The following is a 23,541-nucleotide window of genomic DNA, read 5'->3' as shown; positions in this document are numbered from 1 at the left end:
CAGAACCCGTTCTAGCTGCCCTTCTGTCCGATGATGCGAGGTTCAGCTAGCGCAGAAGCCGCCATGGGATCGTGGCCGCCAATGCTGAAACGGAGCCGTCCGCCACTGAACCGCATCCGCAGCTGACGATATTTCATGAGGTAATGCAATCCGACCAGCGTCGCTACAAAACCAGACGCGGCGCCGACGCCCAGTGCCCAGCGCGGGCCGAAGGTATCGGCAACCCAGCCAATCACCGGCGCACCGAGCGGCGTGCCGCCCAAGGCAACCGCCAGCAGGATCGCCATGACTCGTCCCCGCATCGCCGGTTCGGTCGACAGCTGCACTGCGCTGTTGGCGGTGGTGGTAAACGTTTGCGCGGCCACGCCGATAATCACCAGGGCGACGGCAAACAGTCCATAGCCGGGCATTAGCGCCGCCAGCGTCAGCCCGCCGCCAAAGACTGCCGCACCCGCCAGCAGAAAAGCCATGCGCGGTTTCTCGCGGTGCGCGGCCAGCAGCGCGCCGGTGACCGATCCCAGCGCCATGATCGACGACAGGAACCCGTACTGGTGCGCGCCTGCGTGGAAGACGCTGACCGACATGGTCGAAATGAAGATCGGGAAATTGAGGCCGAAGGTGCCGATCAGGAAAAACATGAACAAGATCGCCTTCAGGTCGGGCCGCCGCCAGATATAGCGAAAACCCGCAACCAGGCTGCCGCGCACGGGCGCCGCCCTGGTTCGTAGATTGAGTTCGCCGACGCGCAACATGTTCAGCGACGCCAGTACCGCGGCAAACGAGGCGGCATTGATCAGGAATACCCAGCCGGCGCCAATCACGGCGATGAGGACGCCGGCGATGGCCGGGCCGATCATGCGCGCGGCATTGAACGAGGTGGAATTCAGCGCCACCGCGTTCGACAAATCGTTTTCGGCCACCAGCTCCGAGACGAAAGTCTGGCGCGCCGGCGCGTCGAAGGCGGTAACGCAGCCCAGCAAAAACGCAAACACGTACACCTGCCATAGCTGGACTACGCCAGCAACCGTCAGGATGCCCAACCCTAGCGCCAGAACACCCATGGCGGCCTGGGTCACAATCAACAGTTTGCGGCGATCGAAATGGTCGGCGGCAAAACCGGTCAGCGGCAATAGCAGTGCCTGCGGACCGAACTGCAGCGCCATCACGATACCGACGGCGGTCGCATTATTGTGCGTCAGCTGGGTCAGGACGATCCAGTCTTGCGCGGTGCGCTGCATCCAGGTACCGACATTGGATACCAGCGCGCCGCCCGCCCAAAGCCGGTAATTGTACCCATTCAGCGAACGGAAAGTGCCGGTCATCATAAGATCAGCCTGGCGGCAATCCGGATCGCTGACATGCTCATGCGCGGCGGCTGTCCAGCAGAGCGATGATTTCCCGGGTGCTGCCGGTTTCACCCAGCCGCGGGAAGATCCGCGTGATGCTGTTGAGGTGGGCGTCAAGGTTCAGATCGGTCATGGCGTCGATCGCCAGCGTGACGTTGAAGCCGAGTTCGTGCGCCTGGCGTGCGGTCGACTCGACGCCGATGCTGGTGGCGACGCCGGCGATCACGACCTGGGTCATGCCGAGTTGCTTGAGATGTTGATCGAGCCCGGTGCCGGTGAATGCGCCCCAGGTCTTCTTGCTGACCGTGTGATCTTGCGGCTGCCGGTTCAGTTCCGGCACCAGTTCAGCCCAGTTGGCCGACAGCGCGCCGCTGCTGCGCACTTGTTCGTTGCGTCCTGGCGCGACGCCGGTCACGGTCACCAGCACCACTGGCGCGCCGTGGCGGCGAAATGCCTCGGCCAGCTCTGCGGCATGTCGTACCACCGGCTGCGTCGGGTGGACAATAGGCAAAGCGAGAATACCTTGCTGCAAATCGATAAGTATCAGCGCGGTCTGTGGATCAAGAATGGTTACTGCCATGAGATTCTCCTTCTGATGATGTGGATTGCGCTCAGCTTCGGCCGCAATGGATTGTGACCACGCTAGGCGTCAGCCAGGCGTTTCAGCAGTTCGACGCTGGCCGCGAGCTGTTCCAGCTCTGGCGCTGCGAATTTGGTGCGGATGGCGCGAAACAGCCAGTCTTCCCGCGCGGCGCGGCCGGCTCTGACCATATCGCGGCAAGCTTCGGTGAGCGATAAAATGGTTTGGCGGCCATCGGCCGGGTCCGCCGCCCCGCTCACCAGCCCGGCAGCCTCCAGCACCGCCACGGTGGCACCTATCGACTGCGGCCGCACGCCTTCCGCCCGCGCCAGGGTGGTGACCGTGGCCGGGCCGTCGCGCTCCAGCCGCAGCAATACCGATTTCTGCGATCCGGTGAAATCTCCAGCATGGCTCTGTTCGCGCAAGCGCCGGCCCAATTGGCCGAGCAGCACACGCAACTCCCCTGCCATGGCGGACGCACGCACGGCATCAGGATCGCTCGTTTGCTCCTGGATGATCATTGTCTTTCCGTGGGTTGTTGATTTATGCTTTTACTTTAGCATATACAAAGGAAGACTTGGTAGTTTTCCTTTATATATTTATGTATGGAGACTGCCTGCCCGATCAGCCGCTGCGGTGTAGACTTCCGATACCTGACCACTTCTTATACGGAGCGCGCATGAAACGAGTCACCGGTATCGGCGGGATCTTCTTCAAGGCCAAGGACGTGGAAGGCATGCGCGCCTGGTATAAAACCCATCTCGGCATCGATGTGCAGGACTGGGGCGGCGCGACGTTCAACTGGGCGGGCGATGATGGCAAGCCGGCGGTCGGCACGACGATCTGGAGTGTCTCCGCGATGGATAGCAATAACTACGCGCCCAGCACCGCGTCGTTCATGATCAACTACCGCGTCGCAGACCTGGATGCGCTGTTGGACGCCTTGCGCGCGGAGGGATGCAATGTGGTCGGCAATAGCGAGGCATCGGAATACGGCAAATTCGGCTGGGTGCTGGACCCGGAAGGCAATAAGGTCGAGCTGTGGCAGCCGCCGCCTGGACAATAAGGCGCAACGGAAGCCCTTGCTGACGTGACTGATCCATTATCTGGAACAGCCATGTGGCGGGGCTGTCAAATTTGAAATGAACACACCCTGCTAAAGGAGCAAGCCCACATGTCAACCACCCAGAAAAACCAACCGAGATTCGTCTGGTACGACGTCATGACCAGTGACACCAAGGCCGCTGAAACCTTCTACCGCAGCGTGGTCGGCTGGAACATGCAGGATGCCGGCATGGACGGCCCTGCCTACACCATACTTTCGGCCGGAAGCATCATGGTCGGCGGCCTGATGGCGATCCCGGAAGAGGCCAGCGCCATGGGCGCAAAACCTTGCTGGATGGGCTATATCGCGGTCAGCGACGTCGATGACTACGCCGCCCGCGTCACCAAGGCAGGCGGCTCGATCCGCCGGCCGCCGACAGACATTCCAGGCGTCGGCCGTTTCGCCGTGGCGGCTGATCCGCATGGCGCCGGCTTCTTTCTATTCAAAGGCAACAGCGAGGAACAGCCGGCGCCGGTGACGCCCGGCGCGCCCGGCCATATCGGCTGGCACGAACTGCATGCCGGCGACATGGAAAGCGCGTTCGCCTTCTATTCCGGCCTGTTCGGCTGGACCAGGGATGAAGCAATCGACATGGGGCCGATGGGCGTCTACCAGACTTTCGCTACCGGCGGCCCGGCGGTCGGCGGCATCATGACCAAGATGCCCGACATGCCCGCGCCCTGTTGGCTGTATTACATCAATGTCGAGGCCATCGACGCCGCGGCTGCACGTGTGACCGAAGGCGGCGGAAAAATCATCATGGGACCGCACGAGGTTCCCGGCGGCAGCTGGATCGTCCAGGGCTTTGACCCGCAGGGCGCGATGTTTTCGCTGGTGTCGGCAAAGCGTTGAGAGAAATGGCGAATCTTGGCGCCGCCGCAGGAACGCATAAGGATATGCGAATCCATTATTTGCGGCAGCGGCCTTGAAACGGGTGTAATGTTGTTTTTGGCAGGTGCTGCCTGCGAAAACCATGCATCCGTTCAGTTACCACAGTCATCTTATGTCCATTGCCATTGACACATCAATCCGAGCCGGCGTCTCCTCCCAAGCGCTCGAAATCAAGCCGATAAGCGGTCCGCTGGGGGCAGAAATCACCGGCCTCGACTTGAATCTGCCACTGTCCGGGCTGGACCTGGCGCGCATCCGCATGGCGTTGGTCAGGCATAACGTCGTGGTGTTTCGCGACCAGCACATTACGCCGGAGCAGCACGTAGCGTTCAGCCGCCGTTTCGGTCCGCTGCAAGTCCATGTACTGAACCGCTTCCATCTGCAGGGCCATCCGGAGATCCTGATCGTTTCCAATGTCATCGAAGATGGCAAGCCGATCGGCCTGGTGGATGCCGGCGCCGACTGGCATTCCGACTTGTCGTACATGCCCAAGCCCAGCCTGGGTTCGCTGCTACATGCGCAGGAATTGCCTGCTGAACAAGGCGATACTTCGTTCGCCAACATGTTCAACGCTTATGAAACGCTCCCCGCCGAGGTAAAACAACTGCTGGAAGGCCGGCGTGCGGTGCACTCCTATGTCTATCGCTATCGCCGCCTGCAGAAACTTTCGCCGTGGCGCGCCGACCTGACCCAAAAGCAGATCGACGAAGTGCCTGAAGTCGAACACCCGGTGATTCGCATCCACCCGGAAAGCGGCCGCAAGGCGTTGTTCGTCAGCGAAGGCTTCACCTCGCACATCGTCGGCTTGCCCAAGGATGAAAGCGATGCCTTGCTGCGCTTCCTGCATGAACATTCTGTAGACCCCGAGAATGTCTATCGCCATCAATGGCGCGCGCACGATATGGTGTTCTGGGATAACCGAAGCACCTTGCATTACGCCGCCATCACGCCGCAGCAGCTGCGCCGCACGCTTTACCGGACCACGGTCGAAGGCGACATACCGGTCTGATAACACAAAAAAACGGCAAGAAATCACTTCCTTGCCGTTTTTTCCTGCCGCTTTCCGATCCCTCAAAAACCGCTGCGCGCGCCTCTTAGCTGAATCAGCGCAGCGATCAATGCATCGATGTCCGCGCAGTTGTTGTAGAACGCCAGCGACGGCCGCACCGTACTCTCCACTCCGAACCTGCGCAAGATCGGTCGCGCGCCATGATGGCCGGAGCGCACCGCGATCCCTTGCTGGTTCAAGGCAGCGCCCACTTCCTCGGTCTTGTAGCCTGCCAGCACAAAAGACAGCGCGGCAGACAGCGACCTTTTTCTGTGCCGATCATAATCAGAAGAAAAATCAAAACGAACGAATACTTTTCTATCGCTATAGTTGAAATTCAAATAAGTGCAGCGGTGCTTTCGCGACGGCTTTATCTATTGCAATGAGATTTGCGCATGGAATCGACTAAAATGACGAGAGAAACCATACTTCCCTCGCCACGTAGTACCGAACACGAAGCCAAGTACGTATGTCCATCATTTCTCCATCTACCAACCCCGGCCGCCTGCGCAGCTTCATTCATTGCCTGGCGGTTCTGCTCGATGACAAGCCCACCGAAGACCGTATCCTGTGCGAAGGAGGCGTATTGCTGCGGCAGTTGATCGCGGTCGACGACTGGCTGCCGGATGCTTGCGCACAGGCCCGGCCCGAGCGTTACCAGCAATATCTGCTGCATGCCGATTCCAGCGAACGTTTTTCAGTTGTCAGTTTCGTCTGGGGACCGGGCCAGACAACGCCCATCCACGACCATACGGTATGGGGCCTGATCGGCATGCTGCGCGGCGCCGAATATTCGCAAGCCTACCGAGCTGCAGACGATGGCAGCCTGCGACCGGAGGGCGATGCGGTCAAGCTCGTACCGGGCACGGTTGAAGCGGTATCCCCGACCATCGGCGATATCCACCGGGTGCGTAACGCATTCGCGGATAGCGTATCGGTCAGCATTCACGTATATGGCGCCAACATCGGTGCGGTAAGACGCTCCGTGTATGCCGAAGATGGTAGCAGCAAGCCCTTCATCTCCGGTTATTCCAACGCCCATTTGCCGAACATCCGGGACCGTTCCATCGAATTGGAAAACCTATGACAACTACTACCAGCAACGAAACAGGCGCTTCCTTCGCCACCCTCTCCTTCGCGCAAATCCGTGCCGCACTGCTGGCGCGCGAGGAACTGGCTTTGCTGGACGTGCGTGAAGAAGCGCCGTTCGCTGAAGAACATCCGCTGTTCGCCGCCAACCTGCCCTTGGGACGGATCGAACTGGAAGCCTATACGCGCATTCCCCGCCGTGATACCACCATTGTTGTGTACGACGCCGGTGATGGACTGGCATTGCCAGCCGCACGACGCCTGCAGCAGCTTGGCTACAGTGCGGTGCATTTGCTGGAGGACGGTTTGCAAGGCTGGCGCAATGCCGGCGGCGAGATTTTCCGCGATGTCAACGCGCCCAGCAAAGCCTTCGGCGAACTGGTCGAATCGCAGCGTCATACCCCGTCTCTGTCAGCGCCTGAAGTCAAGGCGCTGCTGGACGCCAAGGCCGATGTGGTGGTGCTCGATGCGCGCCGCTTCGATGAATACAATACGATGAGCATCCCGGGCGGCATCAGCGTGCCCGGCGCCGAACTGGTGCTGCGCGTGCGGGCATTGGCGCCGCGGCCGGAAACCCAGGTCATCGTCAATTGCGCCGGCCGTACCCGCAGCATTATCGGCAGCCAGTCATTGATTAACGCCGGCATCCCGAATCCGGTCAGCGCTCTGCGTAACGGCACGATCGGCTGGACGCTCGCCGGACAACAGCTGGAACATGGGAAAACGCATAGATTCTCGGATCAAGCGCATTCCGAGGCTGGATCTGAACAACATATCCTGGCTGCGACGTCCGCCAGGCAAGTCGCCGACCGCGCCAAGGTCGGACGCACCGGTCTCGCTGCATTGGTCCGCTGGCAGCAGGAAAACGACCGCACAACTTATCGTCTGGATGTCCGCACGCCCGAGGAATACATGGCGGGCCATTTGCCAGGCTTCAGCTCCGCTCCCGGCGGCCAGCTGGTGCAGGAAACCGATCACGTCGCGCCGGTGCGCGGCGCCCGCATCGTGCTGGCCGACGACGATGGCGTGCGCGCCAACATGAGCGCGTCCTGGCTGGCGCAGATGGGTTGGGAAGTCCATGTTCTGGACGGATTGCAGAAAACGGATTTCAGCGAGACCGGCTTGCCGTCGCAAGCGTTGCCGCCCGCACCGCCGTTCGAATCGGTGACCGCCGCAAAGTTGGCCGAGTGGCTGAGCGAGAGCGATCCTAAGAGCAGCACCGTGCTGCTCGATTTCACCAGCAGCGCCAACTACGTCAAACAGCACATCCCCGGCGCACGCTTTGCATTGCGCTCGCAACTGGCCTCGGTTGTGCGGCAAACATCCTCTGAGGAACGCTATGTGCTGACTTGCGGCAGCAGTCTGCTGGCGGGCTATGCCGCCGGCGATTTGCATCAACTGACCGAGCGTCCGGTATTTGTGCTCGAAGACGGCACCGCAGCGTGGATTGCTGCAAGCCTGCCTTTGGAGTCTGGGGAAACCGCGCTGGCATCGCCCCGCATCGACCGTTATCGCCGGCCGTATGAAGGCACCGGCAATCCGGCCGCCGCCATGCAAGCCTACCTGGACTGGGAATTCGGTCTGGTAGCACAACTGGCGGCGGACGGCACCCACGGTTTCTTCGTGATCTGACTAACCGCGGAAATAGCGTGCTGGCGTGAATGGCATGGCGGCGACCTCGACCGGCACTACCTTGCCGCGCACCATCGCATGCAATTGCGTGCCGATTTTGGCGTACGCAGTCTCGACATAACCCATCGCTACCGGCTTATCCAGTGTTGGCCCGAAGCCGCCGCTGGTGACCTTGCCGATGACCTTGCCGTCGGCGTCGACCAGTTCCGCGCCTTCACGTACCGGCATGCGTTCCAAAGGCAGCAACCCGATCCGCTTGCGGCTGGCGCCTTGCGCCAGATGCTGTTCGATCTGCGCTGCGCCCGGATAACCGCCGGCGCGAGCGCCATCGGCGCGGCGCACCTTCGACAAGGCCCATATCAGGCTGGCTTCGACCGGCGTGGTGGATACATCCATATCGTGGCCATACAGGCACAGTCCGGCTTCCAGCCGCAGCGAATCGCGGGCGCCAAGGCCGATAGGTGCGACTTCCGGCTGCGCCAACAACAGCCGGGCAAGCGCCTCAGCCTGGGCATTGGGCACGGAAATCTCAAAACCGTCTTCGCCGGTGTAACCGGAGCGGCTGATGAAACACTCTGCGCCGGCCAGAGTCACTTTGCCGGTTTGCATGAAAACCATCTGCGCTGTTTCCGGCGCCAGGCGCGCCAGCACTGCGGCGGCAGCCGGACCCTGCAATGCCAGCAACGAGCGGTCTGTCAGTTCTTCAATCTCGCAACGGCCTGCCAGATGCTGGCGCAGATGCGCGGTGTCTTGCTGTTTGCAGGCGGCATTCACCACCAGGAACAGGTGGTCGCCGCCGTTGCTGACCATCAGGTCGTCCAGGATGCCGCCTTGCGGGTTGGTGAATACGGCATAGCGCTGGCGGTTGGCCGGCAAGTCGATGATATCGACCGGCAGCAGCGATTCCAATGCTGCCGCGGCATCCGGCCCGCTCAGGCGCAACTGGCCCATGTGCGAAACGTCAAACAGGCCGGCTTGAGCGCGGGCGTGTTTGTGTTCCTTGAGGATCCCGCTCGGGTATTGCAACGGCATGTCGTAGCCGGCGAACGGCACCATCTTGGCGCCGAGTTCCAGGTGCAAATCATAAAGCGCGGTGCGAGCCGAGGCTGCCGCGCTGCTGATATCAGTCATGAGATAGTGTCCTTTTGATTTATGTATGCGCTGTCCTTGCTAGCGGGACTGACGGTAAAGCACCGGTTTGGCTGGCATGCATTGCAACAGCCAAACCGGCAGCGCATCACTCGTAGTCCGACATCGGCGGGCAGGAACAAACCAGGTTGCGGTCGCCATATACGTTATCGATACGTCCGACCGGTGGCCAGTACTTGTTCTTGCGCAGCGACTTCAGCGGATACACCGCCTGTTCGCGCGAGTACACCCGCGACCACTCGTCGGTCAGGTCCTGCGCGGTATGCGGCGCATGGCGCAAGGCTGTCTGTTCGGCCTTGATATCGCCATTCTCGACCGCACGGATCTCTTCACGGATGGCGATCATGGCGTCACAGAAGCGGTCCAGTTCTTCCTTGGATTCGCTTTCGGTCGGCTCGATCATCAAGGTGCCGGCTACCGGGAACGACATGGTCGGCGCGTGGAAACCGTAGTCGATCAGGCGCTTGGCGACGTCTTCCACCGTGATGCCGGTCTTGTCTTTCAGCGGCCGCAGATCGATGATGCCTTCATGCGCCACCAGGCCGTTGCTGCCGGTGTACAGGATCGGATAATGCGGCGCCAGCCGGTGCACGATGTAGTTGGCGTTGAGGATGGCGATTTCGCTGGCCTGCTGCAGTCCCTGTGCGCCCATCAAGGTGATGTAAGCCCAGGTAATCGGCAGGATGCTGGCGCTGCCCCACGGCGCCGCGGAGACCGGCGCTATGCCGCTTTCCAGCATGCGATGGCCTGGCAGGAAAGGCGCCAGATGGCTCTTGACGCCGATCGGGCCGACACCGGGACCGCCGCCGCCATGCGGAATACAGAAAGTCTTGTGCAGGTTCAGATGCGAAACGTCGCCGCCGAACTTGCCCGGTGCGCACAGGCCCACCATGGCGTTCATGTTGGCGCCGTCGATATATACCTGGCCGCCGTGGGCATGGACGATTTCGCAGATCTCACCGATTGCTTCTTCGAACACGCCGTGGGTCGACGGATAGGTAATCATCAGCGCCGCCAGGTCGCCTGCATGCTGGTCGGCCTTGGCGCGCAAGTCGTTGACATTGACATTGCCTTGCTCGTCGCATTGCACCACCACTACTTGCATGCCGGCCATGTGGGCGGTCGCAGGATTGGTGCCGTGGGCGGAGCTCGGGATCAGGCAGATATTGCGCCGGCCTTCGCCGCGACTCTGGTGATAGGCCCGAATCGCCAGCAAACCGGCGTACTCGCCTTGCGAGCCGGCGTTCGGCTGCAGCGATACTGCATCGTAGCCGGTACAGACGCACAGCATCTGTTCCAGATCATTCACCAGTTGCTGATAGCCCTGGGCCTGATTCAGCGGCGCGAACGGGTGCAAGGAACCGAATTCAGGCCAGGTCACCGGAATCATTTCGGTGGTGGCGTTCAGCTTCATGGTGCAGGAGCCGAGCGGGATCATGCTGCGATCCAGCGCCAGGTCCTTGTCCGCCAGTGCGCGCAAATAACGCAGCATCTGAGTTTCGGAATGATGGCTGTTGAATACCGGATGCGTCAGGTAGGCGCTGCTGCGTTCCAGCGCTGCCGGGATTTTTTCGGCGGCTTCCGCTTCCAGCGTGGCAAACATCGGCAACGCCTTGCCGATCGCAAAGATGCCCCACAGCGCCTCGACATCGGCACGAGTGGTGGTTTCATCCAGGGCGATGCCAACGTTGCCGTCGTCGATCGGCCGCAGGTTGATCATCTGGCTGCGCGCCGCAGCATGAACGTCCTGGGTATGGCCGCCGGTATGCACGGTGATAGTGTCGAAGAAGCTGGCCGCCGGGACTGCATGGCCCAGTTGGCGCAAGCCTTCAGCCAGGATGGCGGTCAGCCGGTGCACGCGCTGCGCTATCGTCTTCAGACCTTGCGGGCCGTGATACACCGCATACATGCTGGCGATATTCGCCAGCAGCACTTGCGCGGTGCAGACATTGCTGGTGGCTTTTTCGCGGCGGATATGCTGCTCGCGGGTCTGCATCGCCAGGCGGTAGGCCGGTTCGCCGCGGCTGTCGATGGAGACGCCGACCAGACGGCCTGGCATCACGCGCTTGTGCGTATCCAGGGTAGCAAAATAAGCTGCGTGCGGGCCGCCGTAACCAAGCGGCACGCCGAAGCGCTGGGCGCTGCCGATCACAACATCGGCGCCGAATTCGCCAGGAGGCGTCAGCAGCGTCAGGGCCAGCAAATCAGCCGCAACCACTACCAGCGCCTGCTTGCCATGCGCCACGCGCACGGTGTCGGCGTAATCGTGGATTTCGCCGCTCAATGTCGGGTATTGCAGCAGCACGCCGAAGCAGTCCAGCCGCTCCAGGTCTTTATGATGATCCCCAACCACCACCTCGACGCCGATCGGCGCGGCGCGGGTGCGCAGCACGTCGATGGTTTGCGGATAGCAGTCTTGCGATACGAAGAAGATGTTGCTCTTGCTCTTGGACAGGCGCTGGCAGAAGGTCATCGCTTCCGCCGCTGCCGTGGCTTCATCCAGCAAAGAGGCATTGGCGATTTCCATGCCGGTCAGGTCGGTAATCATGGTCTGAAAATTCAGCAGCGCTTCCAGTCGCCCTTGCGAAATCTCAGGCTGGTATGGCGTATAGGCGGTGTACCAGGCCGGGTTTTCCAGCAGGTTGCGCAAGATGACGGTCGGCGTATGGCAGTTGTAATAACCCATGCCGATATGCGACTTGAACAGCTGGTTCTTGCTGGCGATCTGGCGCAGTGCTGCCAGTGTTTCCGCTTCGCTGCGCGGCGTGCCTAGCTTGAGCGGATGCCGCTCCAGAATGGCGCTGGGAACTACTTTATTGATCAGTGCGTCGATTGAATCGAAACCGAGCACTGTCAGCATGGCCTTTTGTTGGGTGTGATCCGGGCCGATGTGGCGTTCAATGAAATCGGCGTGTTGCGCCAGATCTTCAAGAGCAGGCCGTGATTGTGTCATGGGTGCTTCCTTCGTGTGTATCGTGTGTAAACAGTGCAGTAAAATTGCGTGATGCTTAAGCTTGGCCTTTGATCATGGCAGCGTAAGCCGCTTCATCCATCAAACTGTCCAATTCAGCCGAATCGCTTACTTTCATCTTGAAGAACCAGCCGGCGCCCAGCGGGTCTTCATTGATCTTGCCCGGCTCATCGGCCAATGTTTCGTTGATTTCGGTGACAGTGCCGCCCACCGGCATCATGATTTCACTGGCGGCCTTGACCGATTCAATCACTGCGGCTTCTTCGCCCTTGGCCAGTTCAGCGCCGACTTCAGGCAATTGCACGAACACCAGGTCGCCCAGGTGGCCTTGCGCGAAGTCGGTAATGCCGACCGTGACCAAGCCGTCTGCCTCGACGCGCAACCATTCGTGTTCAACCGTATATTTAACCTGACTCATGCTATCTCCTGTTTTAACCACATTATCAAAACCTACACATCTTGGCGTATCCAACACCGGATATGTCGGCAGAAATCAACTGCTCAGCCCGCTATTCGACCATAAGTCCGGCCGATTCAACAGCGTATTTTCCCACGCCTCCGGGTGTTTTTTGCAAGCATATGATTCTATTCAGAATTTTAGCATCGCTACAAACCGGCGCCTTCATTCGACATTTCATTTTCATAAATAAAATTATCATTTAATCATTTTCACATTAGGAATCCGATGACTAACGCAACCCGCGGCCGCCAGTTTTCGATGCATTTTTTTGCAAGAATTTACAAAAATTGCGCTAATTTTGTTTACAGAAAGAAATGACTGCCCTATGATCGGATCAATCACAAATATACAGATCTGTCTGTTTTTATCTATTGGATGATTGCAATATGCAACCCTTGTCCCAGGAAATCGATGTCAGCCCGGCAGGTTCTTTTTCACTGAATTCACTGCTGCGCGTCAGCGCCCGGCCCGTACTCCACCGCTTATCAGTCTATGGTGTGCTGCCGCAACAACTGGTTCAGATCATCTCGCGCGCTTCTGTGCGGCTGCTAGACTCTGACCTGACCTCTCAAACGCCGCATGACTGCGGGCCGGGCGAGGAAATCGGCCTGCCATTGGCCGCGCTGGCGCATCAGGCGCACGCAATGACGGAAAGGATCCTGGAGTTGATGGCGCATGTCGAATGGCTCGCCGCCCAAGAGCGTATCGAACTGACGACAGAAGAAAGCGCAGCCCGCGATTTCATCGCCGATGCGACCCTTACCATGACCCGGTTCGGCCGTTACCACGGCGACGATGTGCAACGAGCGCTAGCGCTCAAATTCGCTGCCAATGAACTGCTGCTGCATCTGGTCAGCAGCGCCGCTGTCAAGGATTTTTCAGATCAGCGCGATCTGCTGGCATTCACGAAAATGGCGGGGAGCTCTTACCGCTGTTATCACGAATTGCGCGCAAGCATGGGCGCCGGCAATGCGGTTAACGCACAAGGCTGTCAATGACAACCTGTCATTGACAGCCCTGCTTCCAGCCAGTCGGATAGGCAGCTCTTCAGAACTGGCGCATTTCCGGCGAATGCGTTTGCAACATGGTAAGCAGCGCATCATAGTAATCCTGGCAAGTATTCAAGCGCAACATGGCGCCTTGCAGGATTTCGTTGCGTGCTTCAGGGTATTTTGCATCAAGCGGCACGATCACATTTTCCAGCCAGCCCTGCGCATGGACGATATCGATGCTAATGTGTTCCTTGTAGTAGTCGACCTCGCCTTCCTTGCCCAGGCCGATGCGATGGCAGCCGTGCACCAGTTTTTCATACTGGCGCGGATCGAGCAGCTCGGTGATCGCCATGATGCCGATCGCCTTGAAGTAATGCTTGCGCTGCAGGCAGGTCAGCATGAACAGATTGTGTCCTGCCAGACCTTGCCAACCCAGTGAAGAAGCGTGATTGTCTTCCGCGTTATCGGCGCCGACCATATCCAGCAGTTTGCGGAACAGGTTGACGTGGCTTCTGGTGGAATTGCCGTTGCCCGACTCGTCCCACAGGTTCTGGACCAGTTCCTTGCGGGTTATTTCGTCGGAACCGACCAGTATCAATGCAATCAGGTCGAAGAAGCGGATATTCAGTGCGGCGTCGCTACGGAAAAATTCGACGAACTGGCCATGCGAAGCCGTGGTTTCCAGATAGTCGAACAAAGGATGGTTTGAAACGGCGTGCTCGCTCCAGAGAAAGCGCAAGGCATCGGTGAGCGGCATGCCGGCGCTGATACGCGCCAGCGGCGAAGAATCGCCGGAGGCCAGCCACGCTCTTTCGATTTCATTGCGCATCTGCTGCAGGTAATGATTGGACTGGTTGGCTGCGGCGAAGCTGGTAGCCGACGCCACATGCATGTCCAGCAGGATGAAGAGTGTCCTGTGCACCAGGCACAGGGCTTCGTCCTCATCTGTCGCCAGAGCCCTGGCAAGGGTGGCGCGGACCTTGGTCAGGAGCAGCTCGAATAGTTCGCGGTCGCTGTCGAAACGGCTTTCCAGCGCAGGATCGGCAACCAGCATGGCAACGATGGTATCGAGAGGAAGCTTGGAATATGGCTGCCGAAGGCTTTCGTAGACGTCGTGATGAAGATCCGCTGCATGAAACACTTCTGTAATTTGCGAATTCGCTACGGTCGAATAATTCATGTAACTTCCTCAAAGTAGTGTTTAAACCGTGACTGCTATTGCCACCCTTTATTTTTATGCAAGCGACTGACGCGCCGCCTACAAAATTTTTATGATATCTCAAATTTAAACAGACAGGTCTGTCATATAATTGAAATGTCATAACCTTATATGGATGCCAATGATAGCAGCACGATATCGTGCTTCGCACCACGCACCGCGCCATTGTATGCCGCTTGCCAGCCTGTTTGGGCCGCCAATAATTAAATTGCATTATAGACAACAAATGCTGCGGTAATATGCCGTACTGTATACAATACCGATTGCAGCAGATGATGTCCGGCAGTCGCCCATGCCCTGTGTTACGCACCGGCCAATCGCAATTCACGTAACTTACACTTCAAATTAATGACGCGTATGAAAGAAAAACGACAGATTCTTATTGACACGGCAACGCGGCTCTTTTCCCAAGACGGTTACCATGCGGTGGGCATCGACCGCATCCTGGCGGAGGCAGGTGTAGCCAAGATGACGCTATACAAATACTTTCCATCCAAAAAAGAGCTGGTGGTGGAAGTGCTGGAAGAACGCATGGCGATGTGCGCGAGTTCGCTCTCCTTGTTTCTCGAAAAATTCGATACGCCGATGGAGAAACTGCATGGCGTATTCATGTGGCATGACAAATGGTTTCGCGAAGTCAATTTTACCGGCTGCATGTTTACAGCGGCAGCGGCGGAATTCCACGGTTCCGACAACGCCATCTTGCGCACCGCCGCCAGCCAGAAAAAAGGCCTGACCGACCTCGTCAAGAGCGTACTGGAGCCGCTGGTGGGGAAAACCATTGCCACGAAACTGGCGCGGCAGGTAGTCATGCTACTCGATGGCGCCACCCTCGCGGCCCATGTCAGCGGCCGCAAAAATGCAGCCAACGACGCCTGGAGCGTCGCACAGGAGATGGTCCTGCTTGAACATTCCAAGCTTCAGACCGCGTAGATCGCCCTGCCCCTGATAGCGAGTCGATCCGGCCCTCCCGAGCGACTCGCTGCTCACTCCTTGCAACAAACCATCGCGCGGATACCGGTTAAGCCTATTTCGCATTCCCGACGATTTTTATGCTGCCTTTGAAGTGTACAAAGGTTCCGTCGGGGTATGACACATTGGTATAGACGGTGCCATGTTCAAAATCTTCCACGTGCACCACGTTCAGCTTGGATTCCGGCTCATGCCAGTACGCCATGTAGACATGCGGACGGATCTTGACCGCGGTGTACTGTACCGTCTCGGTGATGCCTTTGAAGATGCCGGACCGGCAAAAAATCGACAACGTGCCAAGATCCTTGAAGTTCAAGTCGATGATCGCATCGCCGAACACGACTTCCACCGCTTTCCCCGCCGCTGGAAAATCGCTGGCGCTTGCCAGCGCCACGCTGGCCGCATCAGAACTTTTACCCGCTGCAGCCAGTCCTTGAGCAGCATCTTGCGCCGATGCCTGTGCTACCAGGCCTAGTTGAAATGCTGTAAATAATGCTATTTTTAGCATTGGTTTCGACAACATGCTATCCCCCCGGTTTGATTGTTTTGAATCGTTAAATAATGTGCGACGGGGAAGTATATCTATAAATAAAATTGAACTGGCGCACTGATGTGTAACCGCCGGAAGGCGTGCCGGCCATCGGCCCAAGGTTGATTCCGGAAGGTTTTTACGCGCAGACTGCTGGAACCCACGCCAACTATTGGGGGAACGCGACGCAAAACATGGGGGCAAACGGGCGTTCCCGGATCTGATAGACAACCAGTTCCGGGGCCCGCTAGCGGTTTGTTAGTACTTTTATGCGAATAAATTTACAATCAAATTACCTTTTCTTCACGCAGCATGGCGATGTAATCCTTGCCATAACCGAGTTGCGCCAGCACTTCTTCGGTATGTTCGCCCAGCAAAGGCGAACGGGTGACTTCGGTCGAACTGTCCGACATCTTGATCGGATTGCCTACCGTCAGATATTTGCCGCGCGTCGGGTGGTCGACTTCGACAATCGTGCCGGTCGCGCGCAATGACGGCTCTTCGGCGATTTCCTTCATCGACAGGATCGGACCACAAGGAATATCGTACTGGTTCAAGATATCCATCGCCTCGAACTTGGTCTTGGTCATGGTCCATTGCTCGATGCGGGCGAAGATCGGTTTCAGGTGCAATAGCCGGGCCGCCGGCGTAGCGTAGGCATCGTCGGTAATCCAGCCTTCCTCGCCGATCACTTTGCAGACCGCCGGCCAGACCGCGCCTTGCGTGATGAAATAGATGTAGGCGTTGGGATCGGTTTCCCAGCCTTTGCACTTCAGGATCGATCCTGGCTGGCCGCCGCCGGATGCATTGCCGGCGCGCGGCACCGCCTCGCCGAATTTACTGTCAGGGTATTGCGGATACTCCTGCATGCTGCCGGTGCGTTCCAGCCGTTGCTGGTCGCGCAACTTGACCCGGCAAAGGTTGAGCACGGCGTCTTGCATCGGCGCCAGTACTTTCTGGCCACGGCCGCTGGTATGGCGTTGATACAAGGCGCTGACGATGCCGAGCGCCAGGTGCAGGCCGGTGCCGCTATCGCCGATCTGGGCGCCGGTGACCATCGGCGGACCATCGTCAAAACCGGTGGTGGACGCCGCACCGCCGGCGCACTGGGCGACGTTTTCGTAGACCTTGCAATCCTCATACTTGCCGGGACCGAAACCCTTGACCGAGGCAACGATCATGCGCGGATTCAGTTCCTGGATACGCTCCCAGCTGAAGCCCATGCGATCCAGCGCGCCTGGTGCAAAGTTCTCGACCAGCACATCGCAGTCCTTGATCAGGGTTTCCAGAACTTCCTTGCCCTTGGCGTTCTTGGTATCGAGCGTGATGGAGCGTTTGTTATGGTTGAGCATCGTGAAGTACAGGCTGTCGACGCCTGGAATGTCGCGCAGCTGGCCGCGCGTGGCGTCGCCCTCGCCGGCCCGCTCGACCTTGATGACATCGGCGCCGAACCAGGCCAGCAGTTGCGTGCAGGTCGGCCCTGACTGGACGTGGGTGAAGTCTAGAATGCGCACGCCATCCAGTGCTTTGCTCATGAAAATCTCCTGTTTATAGTTATCGTCCTCAGCGTGTCGCCGCTGCTGCAGTTGCTACCCTGATCTTAGCTGGATTCAGCTGTCTGCGTCGCCGCTAGCTTGGCTTCCAGTTCCGTCACATGTTTGCGCAACGCGCGGTCTTCGGCAAAACGGCTGCTTTCGTCACGGATGACGGCAACGATGGCCGCCACCTTGTGCTCCGGCGTATGCAGCAAGGCGACAGTGAACGCGATCGACAGGGTGTGCCCATCCTTGTGCACCGCCGGCACCCGCAGCACATCATTGCCGTAGCGCGTAATCCCGGTGTCCATGGTCTTTTGATAACCATCCCAATGGCGTTGCCGCTGGCGTTCCGGAATGATCAAATCGAGCGACCTTCCCAGCGCTTCTTCACTGCTGAAACCGAACATCCGCCGGGCCGCCGGATTCCACAGGGTGATTGCACCCTTGGCGTCGGAAATCACGATGGCGTCGCCGACGGCTTGCACCAGTTGTTCGAGATCGATTGTGGCAGTCATGGTCGGATTCCTTGTCTAATCAAGCAGCACAAATGTAAAGACGGCGTCCGCAATGGACGCCGCCTCTCCTGCCTATCCAGCGTTCACTACCGCATTTTCAGACTGCTTGCGCACTATGCAATTCCGCGATCTGTCCTGCGCTGTAGCCGAGACTGGCCAATACTTCGTCGGTGTGTTCGCCCAGCAGCGGCGAACCGGTGATTTCCGGCGTCAGGTCGGAGAACTTGATCGGGCTGCCGACGGTGAGATATTTGCCGCGTTCCTTGTGATCGACTTCGGTGATGGTGCCGCTGGCGCGCAGCGAAGGATCGTTCGCCAGCTCCTTCATGGTCAGCACCGGCGCGCACGGGATATCGAACTTGCGCAAGATATCGACGGCTTCAAACTTGGTCTTGTCTTGCAGCCAGACTTCAATCGTATCGAAAATCTCGGTGATGTGCGGCTGGCGCGCCTTCGGCGTGTTGTAGGCCGGATCGTCTATCCACTCATCCTTGCCGATCGCCTTGCAGATCGGTGCCCAGGCATGCCCCTGGATGGTGAAGTAGATATACGCATTCGGATCTTCCTGCCAGCCTTTGCACTTGAGCACCCATCCCGGCTGGCCGCCGCCACCGGCGTTGCCGCCGCGCGGCACGACATCGCTGAAGGTACCGTGCGGGTATTGTGGATACTCTTCCAGGAAACCCAGCCGGTCCAGCCGCTGCTGGTCGCGCAATTTGACGCGGCACAGGTTGAGCACGCTGTCTTGCATCGAGACCGCTACCCGTTGCCCTTTACCGGTCTTGTCGCGGCCGATCAGCGCAGTCAGTATCCCTATTGCCAGATGCATGCCGGTATTGCTGTCTCCAAGAGCCGCAGCGCTGACAGTCGGCGGACCATCCCAGAAACCGGTGGTGGAGGCCGCGCCGCCGGCGCACTGGGCGACATTTTCGTAGACTTTCAAATCATCATAATGGTGGCCGTCGCTGAAGCCCTTGACCGACGCCACGATCATCTTCGGATTGAGTTCGTTGATGCGCTCCCAGGAGAAACCCATGCGGTCCAGCGCGCCCGGACCGAAATTCTCCACCAGCACATCGGATTCCTTGATCAGCTTTTCCAGCACCAGCTTGCCTTCCGGCTTCTTGGTGTCCAAAGTCAGCGAACGCTTGTTGCTGTTCAACATGGTGAAATACAAGGCATCCACATCGGGGATGTCGCGCAGCTGCGAACGGGTGACATCGCCCGAACCGGGACGCTCGACCTTGATGACGTCGGCGCCGAACCATGCCAGCAATTGCGTGCACGCCGGACCGGCCTGGACGTGGGTGAAATCGATAATACGAATGCCGTCTAGTGGTTTGCTCATTTCAAAACTCCTGTTCAGTTTGATCTAATCCGTTATTCCTGTCCGTGCGACTGGCTTATTTGTACATGGTCTGCGCCATGGTTCCCGGTGCATATACCGCAGGATCGACCCAGATATTCACCACGGCGCAACGGCGTGTCTTGCGCACCGCTTCGCGCGCCCGTTGCAAGGCGCCGGCAATCTGTGCCGGATCGCGCACTTCTTCACCATGACCGCCCAGCATCTCGGCAAATTTGCCGTAAGGGATATCGCTCAGCAGGTTGCCGACGTTACCGCGTTCTTCGCCGTACTTGGCCAGCTGACCGTAACGGATCTGGTTCATCGCCGAGTTGTTACCGATGACCGCGATGTATGGCACGCCGAAACGGTTGGCGGTTTCCATGTCGAAGGACGTCATGCTGAAGGCGCCGTCGCCGTAGTAGCACATCACTTCCTTCTCAGGATTTGCGAGGCCGGCGGCAATTGCAAAGCCGGTGCCTACGCCAAGGCTGCCGAGCGCTCCCGGGTCCATCCACTGGCCCGGATTGCGCGGGCGTACTGCTTGCGCCGAAATCGTCACGACATCGCCGCCGTCGCCGATGTAGATGGTATCGTCGTTGAGGAACTCGTTGATTTCGTAGGCCACACGGTAAGGATGAATCGGCGAGCTGTTCGATTTAAACAAAGGCATCAGTTTTTCGGTGGCGGCCGCTTCCAGTTGCTGCAACTGCTTCATCCAGGCGCGCCGCTTTTCGTGTGCACCCTTGTTGATGCGGCCGCTGGCGGCTTGCAACACAGCGCCGAGGATGGTGCCGGGATCACCTACCAGGCCGAGCGAAATATCGCGATTCTTGCCGACAGTACGATAATCCTGGTCGATCTGGATCACCTTGGCGTTGAGACCGAGGCGTTTGCCGTAGCCCATGCGGAAGTCGAACGGTGTGCCGACGATCAGGATGACATCGGCCTTGTCGAAGCCTTCGCGGCGGGTACGGTCGAAATGATGCGGATCGCCCGGCGGCAGCAAGCCACGCGAAGCACCGTTGAAGTAAGCGGGAATATCCAGTCCGCGCACCAGGTCGATCGCTTCCTTGTGGCCGCGCGAAGCCCATACCTGGCTACCGTACAGCACCACCGGACGTTCCGCCTGGACCAGGATATCAGCGAGTTTTTCGATATCGGCAACGTCGCCCAGCGATTTGACCGAGGCGCGGTATTGGCCTGCGGCCGGAATCACGGCCTTGCTGATCTCGATTTCACGGTCCAGCACGTCGCGCGGGATTTCCAGGTATGCGGGACCGGGTGCGCCGACGAAGCAGGCCCGGATTGCCATCGATACCATGTCGGCCACGCGTTCGGTGGAACGGACACCTTCGGAGAACTTGGTAATCGGCCGCATCATTTCGGTATGCGGCAAGTCTTGCAGCGAACCCATCATGTGCTGGGTGATGCCGCCCTGGCCGCCGATATGCAACACCGGGCTTTCCGAACGGAAGGCGGTAGCGATGCCGGTGACGGCGTTGGTGCAACCGGGACCGGCGGTAGTGACCACCACGCCCAGTTTGCCGGTCTGGCGCGCATAGCCGTCGGCGGCGTGGGCCGCGACTTGCTCATGGCGGAAATCGACGATGCGGATACCTTCGTCGATGCAGCCATCATAGATATCGATGATATGCCCGCCGCACAAGGTAAAGATGGTATCCACGCCTTCGTTCTTCAGCGCGCGGGCGACCAGATGACCGCCGGACACCACGCCGGCTTCCCGGCTCTTGCGCTTGAGTGTATCGTCAGCGGTTGTACTAGTTGCCACTTTTGGCTCGGATATCACAGCTGCCATCATTCCTCCAGTTGTCGGTTGTCTCTTGGGTTTTCTTGTTGCATTGCTTGATGCCATCTTAGCCATTGCTCCCCGTAGTCTTCATTGACCTCGGTCAAGTTTTGCCGCATGATCTTTGGGCGCTGTCGTCTATCCTTGAATCGCTTACATGACCCTCATAGAAAACCACTCAGAAAAAAACATCATTCGCGTCCAACTGCGTCAAAATAACGTTTTAAAGGCCTTGAGCGAGAGCGAAATGCTCGAGCTGGAATCCCACTTGATCGTGGTGGATGGCGGCAAGGGAGAAATCCTGCTGCACCAGGGCGTACATGAGATGGAGCAATATTTCATCCTGGACGGTATCCTCAAGCGCGTGGTCACCAACCAGCAAGCCAAGGAAATGATCCTGCGCTTCGCCGACGAACGCGACATGGAAACCAGCTACGCTGCCTGGCGCCTGAAAACCCCCGCGCCCTACAGCATCGTTTGCGTCTCCAAGGCACGGGTTGCCAAATTGCCATTGCAGCAATGGGCAGCCTTCATGGATCGCCATCCGGAGCTCAAGCAGACCTTTGAATATGAAGTAATGCGTTTGATGAGCGAGATCATGGCGCACACCATCACTTTGCATCTGCTGGACGCGCCCGGCCGGGTGCACAGGTTTTTACGCAAGCATGCCGAGCTCTACGACCGCATTCCTAAAAAAGAGCTGGCGACCTACCTCAACATCTCTGCGGAAACCCTGAGCAGATTGAAGCATCAGGGAAAAATCTAGTCAGTCATCGCCTCTTCCGAAGCACCCACGTAACCCCGACACGCTGTCAACTCTGACAGCTGTTTATCCCTGTCTTGCCATCGTAGATTGGTAAGGCTGCTGTCGCCTTGCCTGAGCGCAAAGGCCGGCCCAGCGTACTTTTCCGGGAAATTTGTCGATCACAAATGGGGGAATCAACGATGCACGCAAAACCTGTCGTCCAGGCGCTGCTATTCAGCGCCTGCTTGCTAGCCATGAGTGCGCCACTGCGCGCGCAGTCAACTCTCACGCAAACGCCGCAACAACTCCAGAAAACCCAAGGTAACGACGCCGGCGCTGCAGCCAGGCGCGGTTTTGCCGAGTTCGTGCAACATCAGATTCAAGCCCATGCCGGCAACTTGCCAGATGGCTTTCCACTCGATGTCGCCGATGTCCAGGATCTGAAAGATGCCAGCATCGGCTACGGCTTTCCGGTCTATACAGTCGATCCGAAAGACATCGTGGCCGGCCGCAGCGACTTCAGCGCCATGGCCAAGCCAACCGGGACCTGGCGCTTCGTCATCGATCTAAAACACCGCCCGATCGGTCTGGCGACTGTCGAAAAGATCAACGGCGCCTGGCAAACGGTTGCCTATGGCGCGGCCGGCTTGTCCAAGGACGTCGACGCCTTGAGCCGTTTCCATGGCAATGCCGACCATTCCAACCTGCGCTTCATCCGGGTATATCAAGCCCGATCCGACTTTCTCGAGGTCGCTTCAGCCAATGGCGCCGTCCGCTTTGCACCGCTGCAATCCGCAAGGGAATCGCTGCTGCTGCAACAGCGTGCGAATAAAAGCGGCGGCAATGCCAACGATTCCGCCGGCGGCTTGCTCGATGCAAGCCAATTCGCAGAATCATTGCGCGCCGCGGTAAAAGCAAATCTCGCCAACTACCGCTGATCCGGCTTGCGTGCGGAAGCCGCCGTGATGCCAATCATCTGCCTACCCTTCAGGAGTTAATATGAAACAAACGACCTTAAGCCGCATCATGCTGGGTGCAAGCCTGCTATTTTCCATACCGTTGGCCCTCGCCGATTCAAAGACATTGAATGTGCCGCTGATTACGCAAGAACACAGCGAATGGTGCTGGGCAGGCTCCAGCAAGGCGGTGCTGAATTTCTATAAAAAGACCCCGAGCCAATGTAAGATAGTCAACTGGGCGCTTGGCATCAATTACGCCTGCGGCAATACCAGCTTCAACTGGAATAGCCAGGCGAATCAGCCGAACAGCATGTATGGCGACAACGGCAGCGTGCAAGACATTCTCAGTAACTGGGGTGTACCGAATACCGCGCTGGAGAACTACCTGTCGTGGGCGCATGTGGTCAGCGACATCGGCGCAAACCGGCCGTTCATCATGCGTTACGGCTGGACCGGCGGTGGCGGCCATATCGTGGTCGGCCGCGGCTACGAGACCGTGGACGGGGTGAATTATCTCTACATCATGAATCCGTGGCCCGGCGAAGGCATGACCTACGGCACATACGACTCGACAGTATCGGACGATGACCACCAATGGACCAATACCCAGCGCATCAACATCAACGGCTAGCCCTTTGATTAAATT

At 58.6% G+C, this 23,541-nt stretch carries 23 protein-coding genes; 10 read left to right on the top strand and 13 right to left on the bottom strand.

The window, feature by feature from the left end; all coding sequences use genetic code 11:
• Window positions 1–11 precede the first annotated feature (11 nt).
• From ABI171_RS12910 to ABI171_RS12900, 3 genes are all read right to left on the bottom strand, one after another.
• Window positions 12–1,322: an MFS transporter gene (locus ABI171_RS12910; RefSeq protein ID WP_348092975.1), complete on the bottom strand. Its 1,311-nt coding sequence runs from the start codon at window positions 1,320–1,322 to the stop codon at window positions 12–14.
• 40 nt (window positions 1,323–1,362) lie between these two features.
• Complete coding sequence (locus tag ABI171_RS12905) at window positions 1,363–1,926, bottom strand: isochorismatase family protein (RefSeq protein ID WP_348092954.1); 564 nt, start codon at window positions 1,924–1,926, stop codon at window positions 1,363–1,365.
• A gap of 62 nt (window positions 1,927–1,988) precedes the next feature.
• Entirely contained in the window at window positions 1,989–2,447 is a 459-nt protein-coding gene (locus ABI171_RS12900; protein ID WP_348092953.1) for a MarR family transcriptional regulator, read from the bottom strand.
• Between the two features lie 158 nt (window positions 2,448–2,605).
• Here ABI171_RS12900 and ABI171_RS12895 point away from each other — a divergent pair, with 158 nt between their 5' ends.
• From ABI171_RS12895 to ABI171_RS12885, 3 genes are all read left to right on the top strand, one after another.
• On the top strand, window positions 2,606–2,992 hold the full coding sequence (locus ABI171_RS12895; RefSeq protein ID WP_348092952.1) for a VOC family protein: 387 nt from the start codon (window positions 2,606–2,608) through the stop codon (window positions 2,990–2,992).
• Window positions 2,993–3,100: 108 nt separating this feature from the next.
• Entirely contained in the window at window positions 3,101–3,883 is a 783-nt protein-coding gene (locus tag ABI171_RS12890) for a VOC family protein (RefSeq protein WP_348092951.1), read from the top strand.
• Window positions 3,884–4,034: 151 nt separating this feature from the next.
• Window positions 4,035–4,931 carry a TauD/TfdA family dioxygenase gene (locus ABI171_RS12885; RefSeq protein WP_348092950.1) on the top strand — a complete coding sequence of 299 codons (897 nt, stop codon included), beginning with the start codon at window positions 4,035–4,037 and terminating at the stop codon, window positions 4,929–4,931.
• Window positions 4,932–4,993: 62 nt separating this feature from the next.
• On the opposite strand, the gene ABI171_RS12880 is transcribed toward ABI171_RS12885, so the two are convergent.
• Window positions 4,994–5,311: an aminotransferase class V-fold PLP-dependent enzyme gene (locus ABI171_RS12880; RefSeq protein WP_348092949.1), complete on the bottom strand. Its 318-nt coding sequence runs from the start codon at window positions 5,309–5,311 to the stop codon at window positions 4,994–4,996.
• 128 nt (window positions 5,312–5,439) lie between these two features.
• Here ABI171_RS12880 and ABI171_RS12875 point away from each other — a divergent pair, with 128 nt between their 5' ends.
• Together ABI171_RS12875 and ABI171_RS12870 are read left to right on the top strand one after the other, a co-directional pair.
• On the top strand, window positions 5,440–6,057 hold the full coding sequence (locus ABI171_RS12875; RefSeq protein WP_348092948.1) for a cysteine dioxygenase: 618 nt from the start codon (window positions 5,440–5,442) through the stop codon (window positions 6,055–6,057).
• Window positions 6,054–7,691, top strand: a complete 1,638-nt coding sequence (locus tag ABI171_RS12870) for a rhodanese homology domain-containing protein (protein WP_348092947.1) — start codon at window positions 6,054–6,056, stop codon at window positions 7,689–7,691. The genes ABI171_RS12875 and ABI171_RS12870 overlap by 4 nt, the downstream gene beginning before the upstream one ends.
• On the opposite strand, the gene gcvT is transcribed toward ABI171_RS12870, so the two are convergent.
• The 3 genes from gcvT to gcvH form a co-directional block, all read right to left on the bottom strand.
• Window positions 7,692–8,822 (bottom strand): glycine cleavage system aminomethyltransferase GcvT, encoded by a 1,131-nt coding sequence (gene gcvT / locus ABI171_RS12865; protein ID WP_348092946.1) that lies wholly within the window; start codon window positions 8,820–8,822, stop codon window positions 7,692–7,694. It lies immediately after the preceding gene.
• Between the two features lie 106 nt (window positions 8,823–8,928).
• A complete protein-coding gene (gene gcvP, locus ABI171_RS12860) occupies window positions 8,929–11,793 on the bottom strand; it encodes an aminomethyl-transferring glycine dehydrogenase (protein WP_348092945.1) in 2,865 nt (954 codons plus the stop codon).
• A 55-nt stretch (window positions 11,794–11,848) separates the two neighbouring features.
• Window positions 11,849–12,229: a glycine cleavage system protein GcvH gene (gene gcvH, locus ABI171_RS12855; RefSeq protein WP_348092944.1), complete on the bottom strand. Its 381-nt coding sequence runs from the start codon at window positions 12,227–12,229 to the stop codon at window positions 11,849–11,851.
• A 428-nt stretch (window positions 12,230–12,657) separates the two neighbouring features.
• Here gcvH and ABI171_RS12850 point away from each other — a divergent pair, with 428 nt between their 5' ends.
• A complete protein-coding gene (locus tag ABI171_RS12850; RefSeq protein WP_348092943.1) occupies window positions 12,658–13,269 on the top strand; it encodes a hypothetical protein in 612 nt (203 codons plus the stop codon).
• A 49-nt stretch (window positions 13,270–13,318) separates the two neighbouring features.
• On the opposite strand, the gene ABI171_RS12845 is transcribed toward ABI171_RS12850, so the two are convergent.
• Entirely contained in the window at window positions 13,319–14,443 is a 1,125-nt protein-coding gene (locus tag ABI171_RS12845) for an iron-containing redox enzyme family protein (protein ID WP_348092942.1), read from the bottom strand.
• A gap of 396 nt (window positions 14,444–14,839) precedes the next feature.
• Between ABI171_RS12845 and ABI171_RS12840 the strand changes: the two genes are divergently transcribed.
• Window positions 14,840–15,415, top strand: coding sequence for a TetR/AcrR family transcriptional regulator (locus ABI171_RS12840; RefSeq protein WP_348092941.1), 576 nt, complete (start codon window positions 14,840–14,842; stop codon window positions 15,413–15,415).
• Window positions 15,416–15,509: 94 nt separating this feature from the next.
• Here ABI171_RS12840 and ABI171_RS12835 read toward each other — a convergent pair whose 3' ends face one another.
• The 5 genes from ABI171_RS12835 to ABI171_RS12815 form a co-directional block, all read right to left on the bottom strand.
• Complete coding sequence (locus ABI171_RS12835) at window positions 15,510–15,962, bottom strand: hypothetical protein (RefSeq protein WP_348092940.1); 453 nt, start codon at window positions 15,960–15,962, stop codon at window positions 15,510–15,512.
• A gap of 308 nt (window positions 15,963–16,270) precedes the next feature.
• Window positions 16,271–17,518 carry a formyl-CoA transferase gene (gene frc / locus ABI171_RS12830; RefSeq protein ID WP_348092939.1) on the bottom strand — a complete coding sequence of 416 codons (1,248 nt, stop codon included), beginning with the start codon at window positions 17,516–17,518 and terminating at the stop codon, window positions 16,271–16,273.
• A gap of 65 nt (window positions 17,519–17,583) precedes the next feature.
• Window positions 17,584–18,036 (bottom strand): PAS domain-containing protein, encoded by a 453-nt coding sequence (locus tag ABI171_RS12825; protein ID WP_348092938.1) that lies wholly within the window; start codon window positions 18,034–18,036, stop codon window positions 17,584–17,586.
• Between the two features lie 97 nt (window positions 18,037–18,133).
• Window positions 18,134–19,384, bottom strand: a complete 1,251-nt coding sequence (gene frc, locus ABI171_RS12820; RefSeq protein ID WP_061940463.1) for a formyl-CoA transferase — start codon at window positions 19,382–19,384, stop codon at window positions 18,134–18,136.
• A 55-nt stretch (window positions 19,385–19,439) separates the two neighbouring features.
• Window positions 19,440–21,200, bottom strand: coding sequence for a thiamine pyrophosphate-binding protein (locus tag ABI171_RS12815; protein WP_348092937.1), 1,761 nt, complete (start codon window positions 21,198–21,200; stop codon window positions 19,440–19,442).
• A 148-nt stretch (window positions 21,201–21,348) separates the two neighbouring features.
• Between ABI171_RS12815 and ABI171_RS12810 the strand changes: the two genes are divergently transcribed.
• The 3 genes from ABI171_RS12810 (at window position 21,349) to ABI171_RS12800 (ending at window position 23,526) form a co-directional block, all read left to right on the top strand.
• Complete coding sequence (locus ABI171_RS12810; RefSeq protein ID WP_348092936.1) at window positions 21,349–21,957, top strand: Crp/Fnr family transcriptional regulator; 609 nt, start codon at window positions 21,349–21,351, stop codon at window positions 21,955–21,957.
• Between the two features lie 179 nt (window positions 21,958–22,136).
• Window positions 22,137–22,874: a hypothetical protein gene (locus ABI171_RS12805; RefSeq protein WP_348092935.1), complete on the top strand. Its 738-nt coding sequence runs from the start codon at window positions 22,137–22,139 to the stop codon at window positions 22,872–22,874.
• A 61-nt stretch (window positions 22,875–22,935) separates the two neighbouring features.
• Window positions 22,936–23,526, top strand: coding sequence for a C39 family peptidase (locus ABI171_RS12800; RefSeq protein ID WP_348092934.1), 591 nt, complete (start codon window positions 22,936–22,938; stop codon window positions 23,524–23,526).
• The last annotated feature ends 15 nt before the right edge of the window (window positions 23,527–23,541 follow it).

It is taken from the genome of Collimonas sp., from assembly GCF_039923675.1.
Taxonomy (GTDB): Bacteria; Pseudomonadota; Gammaproteobacteria; order Burkholderiales; family Burkholderiaceae_D; genus Collimonas.
Note: the sequence above shows the minus strand (reverse complement) of the source record. Positions and strands in the feature narration are given on the sequence as shown.